Raw genomic sequence first — 10000 nt, forward strand, 5'->3', positions numbered from 1 at the left:
GAGCATTCCGAAAGGATAGTAACTATTACACAAGATTTCTTTGTAAGAACGTAATGCGAATATAACAAAAAACCACCCAAATTAATAGGTGGTTTAACTATTTTGTTTTGTATTACCATTAAGTTAGAAATATTGTTTTTACTACCCAGAGTGGGAATCGAACTATTTATTTTAAACTTTCTAGTTGAACAAAATAATAAAATCTGTGAAGCAGCATCTAACTGTAATTAAAACCATGAAATTTTGATAGTGATGCTATTTTATTTAAAAAACACATCATATCCAAAGCGAAGCAATGCCAATCCAACCACTATTAAAAAGAAAATTCGAATAAATCCGTTGCCCTGAGAAATAGCTAGTTTGGCTCCTAACCAAGCTCCTATAATATTACAGATTGCCATTGGAATAGCCACTGCCCAAATAATCTTTCCTTTAAGCATAAACAAAGTAATCGAACCGAAATTAGTTGCCAAATTAACCAATTTAGCATTAGCGTTAGCTTGCAAAAAGTCAAATCCAAGAATGGCGATAAAAGCCATAATCAATAAACTTCCGGTTCCTGGACCTATAAAACCATCATAAAACCCTAGAACTGCAACAATCACAGATGCGTAAAGATAAAGTTGTTGTTTGGTTAAAATACTAATATGGAAATGTCCGAAATCTTTCTTTAAGTAAGTATAAATCAATAATAGTAATAGTATAACAAAAAGAACAGGTTTCATGAAGTCATTTTTCATGACATTCAACAAGCTAGACCCTAAAAAAGAAAAAGAAAAAGAAAAAATTGCCATGACTGCAAACAACTTCCAATCGATTTTTACCTTTTTTAAATATTGATAAGCAGCAATACTCGTACCACTAAACCCTGGGATTTTCAATGTTCCGATAATGGAAGCAACTGGTAAATTTGGCAATAAAATTAAAGCGGCTGGAGTTTGAATTAATCCACCACCACCCACAATAGCATCGATAAAACCGGCTATGAAGGATGCTATGCAGAGAAAAATGATGATGTAGGTTTCCATTTTAAAATATCAAGTTCAAGGGCAAAAATCAAATACAAATCTAAGCGCAAAAATAGGAACACGGATTGGAGAAATTGGAAAAATTTAAATAATTATTTTTAAAATGAAAAATTATTTGTAATAGAGATTCCTAACGGAATGACAAAGTTTGTGTATTTTTTTCTTTTATGGACTTTTTAAAGAAATTAACATCAACTTAAAACTTATGTGACTTATATGTTTAAATTAGAAGCTGAAACGAGTTCAGCTTGACAAAGTGGTAGTTATTTTGGGAAAATAAAAAATCCAAATTCCTTTTTGTTCAGAATTTGGATTTTCATTATTCTAATTTAAAACTATACCCTTACAATATTAGCTCCGATAGCTCTTAATCTTTCGTCAATGCGTTCGTAACCTCTATCGATTTGTTCGATATTTTGAATGGTTGACGTTCCTTTTGCAGTTAAAGCAGCAATTAATAAAGAGATTCCGGCTCTAATATCTGGCGAACTCATTGTGGTAGCTTTTAATTGCGATTGGAAATTATGCCCCATAACCACCGCTCTGTGCGGATCACATAACATGATTTTTGCTCCCATATCAATTAATTTATCCACGAAGAACAAACGGCTTTCAAACATTTTTTGGTGAATTAAAACATCGCCTTTCGCTTGCGTACAAACAACTAAAACGATACTTAACAAGTCAGGTGTAAATCCTGGCCATGGTGCATCCGAAACAGTTAAAATAGAACCATCGATATCTGTTTTAATTTCGTATCCATCTTTATGAGCTGGAATGTAAATATCATCGCCTTTTCTTTCTAAGGTAATTCCAAGTTTTCTAAACACGTTTGGAATTTGTCCTAAGTTCTCCCAACTTACATTTTTAATCGTAATTTCACTTCTTGTCATAGCTGCAAGACCTATCCAAGAACCGATTTCTACCATATCAGGTAAAATTCTGTGTTCGCAACCGCCTAATGTTTCAACTCCTTCAATCGTTAATAAGTTTGACCCTACTCCAGAAATTTTAGCTCCCATAGAGTTCAACATTTTACACAATTGTTGTAAGTAAGGCTCACAAGCTGCGTTATAAATCGTAGTTGTTCCTTCCGCTAAAACCGCAGCCATTACAATATTAGCTGTTCCCGTAACTGAAGCTTCGTCTAACAACATATAAGAACCTTGTAATCTTCCGTCGATTTCTACTCCGTAGAAGTGGTCTTCTCTTTCGTATCTGAATTTAGCCCCTAAGTTGATAAAACCTTCAAAGTGCGTATCTAAACGACGACGACCAATTTTATCTCCTCCAGGTTTTGGAATGTATCCGCAACCAAAACGTGCTAATAAAGGTCCAACAATCATAATAGACCCTCTTAAACTTCCGCCTTCTTTTTTGAACGCTTCTGTTTTTAAGTAATTTACATTTACCTCATCGGCTTGAAACGTGTAATCGCCAGGTCCATTTTTTTGAATTTTAACACCTAAATTACCTAAAAGAGTAATTAGTTTATTAACATCAATGATATCTGGAATATTCGTTACTCTTACTTTTTCAGAAGTTAACAAAACAGGACATAACACTTGTAACGCCTCATTTTTAGCGCCTTGTGGTGTGATTTCTCCTTTTAATGCTTTTCCTCCTTCAATTTTAAATGTTCCCATGTAACTGCCTATTTTTTAAATGTATTTTTATTTTGATTGTTCTTGTTCAAATGCCCTTTTGGATTGTTGTTTTTCTTAACAATTCCAGGTTTATTTGTACCAAATTGTGTTTTATTCGAAACTTTCTTGTTCACTTTCATTAAATCGTGTGTATTCGAAAGTTCTTCGTTAGATTTGGAAAGATTTAATTTTCCTCCCGAAAGTTCTAATAAATGTTCGAAAATTACTTCATCGGTTACCGTGTCTTTGTTCCAACTCAAGTAACATTTTTTCATATGATTGGCGATTACTAAAACTAAAGCATTTTTCAATTCGCTTTCTTCCCAGCTGTTCGCTACATCAATCATGTACTTGATGTTGTTTCCATAAAAACGATATTTAGGGAAATTTTGAGGATATTTTAAACGATCTGGTTTCTGAGTTAAAATATCTTTTGAAGGAATTGGATAAGGCGAATCTACATCCAATTTAAAATCAGACATAATAAACAACTGATCCCACAATTTATGTTGAAAATCTAAAACGTCTCTCAAGTGCGGATTCAACGAACCCATCACAGAAATAATGTATTTTGCTGCTTTGTTACGTTCTTCTCGATCTTCAATTTCAGTAGCTTGATCGATTAATTTCTGCAAATGTCTTCCATATTCTGGAATAATCAAATGCGGACGTTCTGAATTATATTCTAAGTAACTTACTTCTTCTTGCATGTTTTTTTATAATGAAATGAGACCTTCAATATCAGAAACCTCAATGTATTTATCAATCACACTCTGAGCACTTGCCATAGTTACACTAATAGAAATACTGGTAAATTTACCTGTTTTAGATTGTTGCGTAGTAATAACAGCTCCCATATCATTAAAAGCAGCTTCTACTTTTGCTATACTATGCACATCAGACGGCATAATAAATTTATACAAATACTCTGAAGGCCAAAGCGTTGAGTTTGTTAATTCTTCTTTTAATCTTGCGTAAAAATCTTCTGTTTTCTTATCCATCATCATTTCGTATTGGAAAAGCAAATATACTTTTTTATGTTCAGAATTGTAATGTAGTAACTTATAAATTTTTAAGTTGATTAGATTTTTAAAAAAACTTACTTTTGCGCCTTAGTATTTCCAATATGAATAAAGAAATTGTGGTTTTAATTGGTGGTCCAAGCTCTGGAAAAACCACCTTAATCGATGCATTAAAAGAAAAAGGACACACTTGTTATCCTGAGGTTTCGCGCGAAGTTATTCGTGAAGCACAAGAACAAGGTATTGAACAATTGTTCTTAGAGAAACCCCTTTTATTCAGTGAATTACTGTTGGAAGGCAGAAAAAGACAATTCAAAGAAGCTCTAAAAGAAGAAGCAAATATCGTTTTTTTAGACCGAGGCATTCCAGATGTTTTGGCGTATATGCATTACATAGGCGATTCCTATCCTGCATTTTTCGATAAAGCCTGTCAAGACCATAAATATTCTGCGATTTTTGTTTTACCACCTTGGAAAGAAATCTATGTAAGTGATGCCGAACGTTATGAAAATTACGACCAAGCCGTTTTAATTCACGAACATTTGATGGAAACTTACAAAAAATACGGCTATTCAATTACGGAAGTTCCAAAAGACACGGTTGAAAATCGTGTGGATTTTATTATGAAACATCTTGTTAAATAATTTTTTTCGTAATTTAGTGTTTCTAAAAGCCAATTTACATGTCGGAAGCCTTACAAATTCTTCAAAAATACTGGAAACACGATAGTTTTAGAGCACCACAAGAAGAAATCATTCAATCGGTTTTAAGTGGACATGATACGTTTGCACTTTTACCAACTGGAGGAGGAAAATCGGTATGCTTCCAGATTCCGGCTATACAATTAAACGGAATTTGTTTAGTGATTTCGCCTTTGATTGCCTTGATGAAGGACCAAGTTCAGAATTTACAAAGCAAAAACATCAAAGCGATTGCTTTAACTGGTGGCGTTTCGCAAGACGACATTATTGATATTCTAGATAATTGCCAATTCGGAAATTACAAATTCTTATATCTTTCTCCAGAACGTTTACAACATGATTGGATTGTAGAACGCTTGAAACAATTACCCATCAACTTGATTGCTATTGACGAAGCGCATTGTGTAAGCCAATGGGGACATGATTTTAGACCGGCGTATTTGAAGATTTCAGCTTTAAAAGAGCATTTTCCTACTACACCTTTTTTAGCTTTGACGGCGACTGCCAATAAGAGAGTTCAAGAAGATATTTGTACCCATTTAGCTTTGGTTAATCCAAAAGTATTTACAAAATCATTTACAAGAGAAAATTTAGCGTATCATGTGATTAAAACCGAAGATAAGCTTTTCAAAATACAGCAGATTTTAACAAAAAATCCGCAATCTTCTATTATTTATGTTCGTAATCGAAAATCTTGTGTTGAAACTTCACAACAGTTGAAGCAATTGGGATTTTCATCAACAATTTATCACGGTGGATTGCCTGCAAAAGAGAAAGAGAAAAACATGCAATCGTGGTTGGAAAACAAATCACAAGTCATGGTAGCCACCAATGCTTTTGGAATGGGAATCGACAAACCCGATGTAAAAACGGTAATCCACATCCAACTTCCAGAAAATCTAGAAAATTACTATCAAGAAGCAGGAAGAGCTGGACGAAATGGCGAAAAAGCATTTGGAATCATCGTTACCAATCCTTCTGATATTGGGTACACTAAGGCTCAATTTATTGATGTTTTACCGGATAAAAAATTCGTAAAAGACGTTTATATCAAGCTGAACAATTACTTTCAAATTGCTTATGGTGAAGGTTATAATGAAAGTTTTGCTTTTAATTTGAATCAGTTTTGTGCGCATTATCATTTTCCAGTAATTAAAGCTTTTAATAGTTTGCAGTTTTTGGACCGACAAGGAATCATTACTTTTCAAAGTGAATCCACAGAAAAAATAAGTTTACAATTTATCATTCCGAGCAAAGAAGTGATTCGTTACATCAGTTTGCATCCGCACGACGAACCTGTTATTACCACGATTTTAAGAACCTATTCTGGAATTTTTGATGTAGAAACTACGATTAATCCGCATTTGGTTGCCAAAAAAGCAAACACATCAGAAAAACAGGTGGAAGAAGTAATTGATAAACTAGCAGAAAGCCAGTGCATCATTTTACATGCGAAAAACAATGATAGCTCGATAACTTTTAACGAAGCTCGCGAAGATGATTTAACAATTAATCGTGTGGCGAAGTTTTTAGAACATCAAAACAAATTGAAGGAAGAGCAATTTCAAAGCGTGGTGAACTACATTACAAACGAAGATACGTGTAAAAACAGAATGCTTTTGGCTTATTTTGATGAAATTCCGAAGGAAGACTGTGGCATTTGCTCCTATTGTACTGCTAAAAAAAAAGTCAATCCAGTTGAAATAACGCAATCAGTCATACAATTATTAAAAAAAAGTCCTTTAAGTTCAAGAGAAATTGAAAACCAACTGCACATTTCTTCAGAAGCGACTATCTTTGCGATTCAATTATTACTAGAGAATAAGCGAATCAAAATCAATTCAAACAATCAATATTACCTTATATAATGGAAAAATTAAGAATTGTATTCATGGGAACGCCCGATTTTGCCGTTGGGATTTTGGATACTATTTACAAAAACAATTATACTATTGTAGGTGTCATCACTGCTCCAGATAAACCAGCAGGCCGCGGACAAAAAGTAAGCATGAGTGCGGTTAAAGAGTATGCGTTAGAAAAAAACTTGCGTTTATTACAACCTACCAATTTAAAATCAGAAGAATTTTTAACTGAATTAAAAAGTTTAGAGGCTAATTTACAAGTAGTTGTAGCTTTTAGAATGTTGCCTGAAGTGGTTTGGAAAATGCCAAAGTTAGGCACCTTTAATCTTCACGCTTCTTTATTACCAGAATATCGTGGTGCTGCTCCTATTAATTGGGCTATTATTAATGGTGAAACTAAAACAGGCGTTACATCCTTCTTTATTGATGATAAAATTGATACCGGTGCGATGATTTTGAGTAAAGAAACTGAAATCGGTACCAACGAAACTGCTGGTGAATTACATGATCGTTTGATGCATTTAGGAAGCGAAACGGTTTTAGAAACACTACAGTTAATTGAAGCTGGAAAAGCAACTACTACTTTGCAAGAAAACCATCCGGATGTTAAAACGGCTTATAAACTAAACAAAGAGAATTGCAAAATTGATTGGACCCAATCAGGAATGACGATTTTTAACTTAATAAGAGGATTATCGCCTTACCCAGCCGCTTGGACTTATATTAAAGACGGAGAAAATGAATGGAATGTAAAAATCTATTTAGCAAGTTTTGAAGAAAAAGCACATTCAGAAACTATCGGAAAGATTACAACTACTAAAAAAGAGATTTTTATTGCTACAAAAGATGGTGTTTTAAAAATTGAAAGTTTACAATTTCCAGGAAAGAAAAGAATGTTAGCTCACGAATTATTAAACGGGGTTAAGTTCTCTGAAAATGCGATAGCGCTCTAAGCCTTGAAAACACTATATTTAAGGGTGAAATTTAAAAAAACAAACAATGTTATTAACATTTAATCTAATTTATCAACATTTTAGTCGAAAAATAGGGCGAATACTTGCGTAGTTCAACAATACCGCTAAATTTGTGATAAATAATTAAGTTTAACCAATTATAAATAACTTTAATCATGAACAAATCAGAATTAATCGATGCAATGGCAGCTTCTGCTGGTATTACAAAAGCAGCTGCTAAATTAGCTTTAGAATCATTTTTAAGCAATGTTGAAGGAACTTTAAACAAAGGTGGAAGAGTATCTTTAGTAGGTTTCGGATCTTGGTCAGTATCTAAAAGAGCTGCTAGAGACGGAAGAAATCCACAAACTGGTAAAACTATCAAAATTGCTGCTAAAAACGTAGTAAAATTCAAAGCTGGTGCTGAATTAGAAGGTGCGGTAAACAAATAATATTTTTGTTACATAAAATAAGAGAGTCCCGATGTATTTCGGGACTTTTTTTTACACTTTATCGATATTTTTTTGAGTTTTCACTTTTTTTTTGATAACTTTAATTAATAAACTACAGAAATTATGATATCAACTTTACCCAAAAAAGGGCATTTGCTAATTGCAGAACCTTCTATTTTAGGCGATGTTTCTTTTAATCGCTCTGTGGTCTTATTAGCAGAGCATAACGATGAAGGATCTATAGGTTTTATTTTAAACAAACCTCTATCGTATACCATTAATGATTTGATTCCTGAGATAGATGCTTCTTTTAAAATTTATAATGGAGGTCCGGTAGAACAGGATAATTTATATTTTATTCACAATATTCCAGAAATCATTCCTAATAGCGTAGAAATTTCAAATGGAATTTATTGGGGAGGCGACTTTGAAACCACCAAACAACTCATAAATGAGGGTAAAATCACCAAAAATCATATTCGTTTTTTCTTGGGTTATAGTGGTTGGAGTGTAAACCAACTAGAAATGGAGATGCAAGAAAACGCTTGGATAGTTACCGAAAACACTTCTAAAAATAAATTACTTTCTAAAGCTAGCACTTTATTTTGGAAAGAAAAGATTATTGAACAAGGTGGGGAATATGTCCTATTTTCAAACTCGCCAGAAAACCCAATGCTTAACTAAGTCGGATTTTTGCATTCAATCTTTTTAATACATCTGAAGCAAATTCAGTTGTGTATTCTTTTTTGCGATATTTTGTTACAGGTTGAATTCCAGAAATTACATTTGTTAAGAACAATTCATCCGCTTTTTGTAAATCGAAAGGAGAAATAGAAGTTTCTTTTACTTCAATACTTTCCATTTTTTTTAAAATGTCCAATATTTGTTTGCGCATAATTCCATTTAAACAACCGTCAGAAACGGGTGGGGTAGTCACAACATTTCCTGTTTTCATAAAGATATTGCTTTGTAAAGCTTCCACCACATTTTTTTCATCATTTAAAACCAGGCAATTAGCATAACCATTCTCTTCAGTAAAAATACTTCCTGTAATTTGAAGCATTTTATTATTGGTTTTTAAGGTTGAAAGTAGTTGTTTTGAAACATAAAAATCTTTGTATAACTCTACTTCGTAAAATTCATTTCCAAAAGAATATAGTGCTGAATTTAATGGAGATGCCGTTACTACAAATTGCACATTTCGCGATTTTGGTAAATAAAAACCTTCCGAGTCTCTATAAACAGAAAAACGTACACGATACGAATTAGAATTTGAAAAAGTAGTAATAAGATTTAAAATTTGGGATTCAAAATATTCCATAGTAAAATTCATAGGAATTTCCATTCGACAAATGCGCATCGAAGCCATCAATCTAAAATAGTGATCTTCAAGAAATAATACTTTGTTGTTCAATACTTTGATGGTCTCAAAAATACTATCTCCAAATAAAAAACCTCTATTGTTTTCAATCAAAATTGAACTGTTCTCCTGAATATTTCCGTTAAAATTTACCATAAATAATCCCGACTTTTAAATCGGGACAAATATAGTTGATATTATTGAGTTTTTAAACGGAACCCAATACATGTTTTAAATCAGAAATTTGATTTTCCCACAAGAGTTTAGATTCTTCTAGTTCATCTGAGTGAGCAAAATCAGAAACAACTATAGAAACGTCTTTGGTAATTTCGTCTTCCATTATTTTCATTTCAAAAAAATAATCCGTTTCATTACCGTCTTCATCTAACCATTTGAACTTAATTCTTTCACCGGTTTTTTTTGAAGCTAATTTTGCTTTTTCTTCTGAATCATCCCAAATAAAAGTAAAAAACTCACCTCTTGAATTTACATTATCTGCAAACCATTCTGATAATCCAGAAGGTGTAGAGATATACTGATATAGTAATTGTGGCGAAGATTGAATGGGGAATTCTAATTCATATTTTACTTTTACACTCATAGCTCGTTTTTATTTTTCAGTTTGGAAATATATATAGAATTAATCGAATAAACAAAAAAAATATTTTAATTTATTTTAGCTAAAAAATATTTGCAAACAAAAGAATTAGTTTTATATTTGCACCCGCATTCAACAAGGATGTGAGACCAATATTTGGCGAGGTAGCTCAGTTGGTTAGAGCGCAGGATTCATAACCCTGAGGTCACGGGTTCAACTCCCGTCTTCGCTACGAAAAGTAAAACCCTAAACAACAATTGTTTAGGGTTTTTTTTGTTTTTTGGATCAAGATATTTTTAACATTAGATTTAATGTTTTGTAATTCAATATTAAAACTTCACCCCGAACATCACCCCATCACCTTGATATCCGTTTTGG

The 10000-nt window shown here is 32.8% G+C and carries 11 protein-coding genes and 1 tRNA gene; 6 read left to right on the forward strand and 6 right to left on the reverse strand.

Going from position 1 to position 10000, the window contains the following annotated elements:
• Window positions 1–260: 260 nt before the first annotated feature.
• The 4 genes from LDL23_RS09095 to LDL23_RS09110 form a co-directional block, all read right to left on the reverse strand.
• Window positions 261–1028 carry a TSUP family transporter gene (locus LDL23_RS09095; RefSeq protein WP_291265411.1) on the reverse strand — a complete coding sequence of 256 codons (768 nt, stop codon included), beginning with the start codon at window positions 1026–1028 and terminating at the stop codon, window positions 261–263.
• Window positions 1029–1363: 335 nt separating this feature from the next.
• A complete protein-coding gene (murA, locus tag LDL23_RS09100; protein ID WP_291265412.1) occupies window positions 1364–2674 on the reverse strand; it encodes a UDP-N-acetylglucosamine 1-carboxyvinyltransferase in 1311 nt (436 codons plus the stop codon).
• A gap of 8 nt (window positions 2675–2682) precedes the next feature.
• Window positions 2683–3384 carry a DUF4290 domain-containing protein gene (locus LDL23_RS09105; protein WP_291265413.1) on the reverse strand — a complete coding sequence of 234 codons (702 nt, stop codon included), beginning with the start codon at window positions 3382–3384 and terminating at the stop codon, window positions 2683–2685.
• Between the two features lie 6 nt (window positions 3385–3390).
• Window positions 3391–3675: a DUF493 family protein gene (locus tag LDL23_RS09110; protein ID WP_291265420.1), complete on the reverse strand. Its 285-nt coding sequence runs from the start codon at window positions 3673–3675 to the stop codon at window positions 3391–3393.
• A gap of 125 nt (window positions 3676–3800) precedes the next feature.
• Here LDL23_RS09110 and LDL23_RS09115 point away from each other — a divergent pair, with 125 nt between their 5' ends.
• The 5 genes from LDL23_RS09115 (at window position 3801) to LDL23_RS09135 (ending at window position 8348) form a co-directional block, all read left to right on the forward strand.
• Window positions 3801–4340 carry an ATP-binding protein gene (locus LDL23_RS09115; RefSeq protein WP_291265414.1) on the forward strand — a complete coding sequence of 180 codons (540 nt, stop codon included), beginning with the start codon at window positions 3801–3803 and terminating at the stop codon, window positions 4338–4340.
• 38 nt (window positions 4341–4378) lie between these two features.
• Window positions 4379–6265, forward strand: a complete 1887-nt coding sequence (locus tag LDL23_RS09120) for an ATP-dependent DNA helicase RecQ (RefSeq protein ID WP_291265415.1) — start codon at window positions 4379–4381, stop codon at window positions 6263–6265.
• Window positions 6265–7212 carry a methionyl-tRNA formyltransferase gene (gene fmt, locus LDL23_RS09125; RefSeq protein WP_291265416.1) on the forward strand — a complete coding sequence of 316 codons (948 nt, stop codon included), beginning with the start codon at window positions 6265–6267 and terminating at the stop codon, window positions 7210–7212. The genes LDL23_RS09120 and fmt overlap by 1 nt, the downstream gene beginning before the upstream one ends.
• Before the next feature lie 176 nt (window positions 7213–7388).
• Complete coding sequence (locus tag LDL23_RS09130) at window positions 7389–7664, forward strand: HU family DNA-binding protein (RefSeq protein WP_008256752.1); 276 nt, start codon at window positions 7389–7391, stop codon at window positions 7662–7664.
• 123 nt (window positions 7665–7787) lie between these two features.
• Window positions 7788–8348, forward strand: coding sequence for a YqgE/AlgH family protein (locus LDL23_RS09135; RefSeq protein WP_291265417.1), 561 nt, complete (start codon window positions 7788–7790; stop codon window positions 8346–8348).
• Here the strand turns inward: LDL23_RS09135 and LDL23_RS09140 are convergent.
• Window positions 8341–9180, reverse strand: coding sequence for an aminotransferase class IV (locus LDL23_RS09140; protein ID WP_291265418.1), 840 nt, complete (start codon window positions 9178–9180; stop codon window positions 8341–8343). The genes LDL23_RS09135 and LDL23_RS09140 overlap by 8 nt on opposite strands.
• A 52-nt stretch (window positions 9181–9232) precedes the next feature.
• Entirely contained in the window at window positions 9233–9625 is a 393-nt protein-coding gene (locus LDL23_RS09145) for an START-like domain-containing protein (RefSeq protein WP_291265419.1), read from the reverse strand.
• 155 nt (window positions 9626–9780) lie between these two features.
• Here LDL23_RS09145 and LDL23_RS09150 point away from each other — a divergent pair.
• Window positions 9781–9854, forward strand: a tRNA-Met gene (locus tag LDL23_RS09150).
• The last annotated feature ends 146 nt before the right edge of the window (window positions 9855–10000 follow it).

The organism is Flavobacterium sp. (assembly GCF_020217025.1).
Classification (GTDB): domain Bacteria; phylum Bacteroidota; class Bacteroidia; order Flavobacteriales; family Flavobacteriaceae; genus Flavobacterium.

What these genes read in the sequence shown, in the direction of transcription:
- LDL23_RS09130 (WP_008256752.1), top strand. Translation starts at nt 7,389, where the DNA reads ATGAACAAATCAGAATTAATCGATGCAATGGCAGCTTCTGCTGGTATT.
- LDL23_RS09115 (WP_291265414.1), top strand. Translation starts at nt 3,801, where the DNA reads ATGAATAAAGAAATTGTGGTTTTAATTGGTGGTCCAAGCTCTGGAAAA.
- LDL23_RS09135 (WP_291265417.1), top strand. Translation starts at nt 7,788, where the DNA reads ATGATATCAACTTTACCCAAAAAAGGGCATTTGCTAATTGCAGAACCT.
- LDL23_RS09110 (WP_291265420.1), bottom strand. Translation starts at nt 3,675, where the DNA reads ATGGATAAGAAAACAGAAGATTTTTACGCAAGATTAAAAGAAGAATTA.
- LDL23_RS09105 (WP_291265413.1), bottom strand. Translation starts at nt 3,384, where the DNA reads ATGCAAGAAGAAGTAAGTTACTTAGAATATAATTCAGAACGTCCGCAT.
- LDL23_RS09095 (WP_291265411.1), bottom strand. Translation starts at nt 1,028, where the DNA reads ATGGAAACCTACATCATCATTTTTCTCTGCATAGCATCCTTCATAGCC.
- LDL23_RS09120 (WP_291265415.1), top strand. Translation starts at nt 4,379, where the DNA reads ATGTCGGAAGCCTTACAAATTCTTCAAAAATACTGGAAACACGATAGT.
- fmt (WP_291265416.1), top strand. Translation starts at nt 6,265, where the DNA reads ATGGAAAAATTAAGAATTGTATTCATGGGAACGCCCGATTTTGCCGTT.
- LDL23_RS09140 (WP_291265418.1), bottom strand. Translation starts at nt 9,180, where the DNA reads ATGGTAAATTTTAACGGAAATATTCAGGAGAACAGTTCAATTTTGATT.
- murA (WP_291265412.1), bottom strand. Translation starts at nt 2,674, where the DNA reads ATGGGAACATTTAAAATTGAAGGAGGAAAAGCATTAAAAGGAGAAATC.
- LDL23_RS09145 (WP_291265419.1), bottom strand. Translation starts at nt 9,625, where the DNA reads ATGAGTGTAAAAGTAAAATATGAATTAGAATTCCCCATTCAATCTTCG.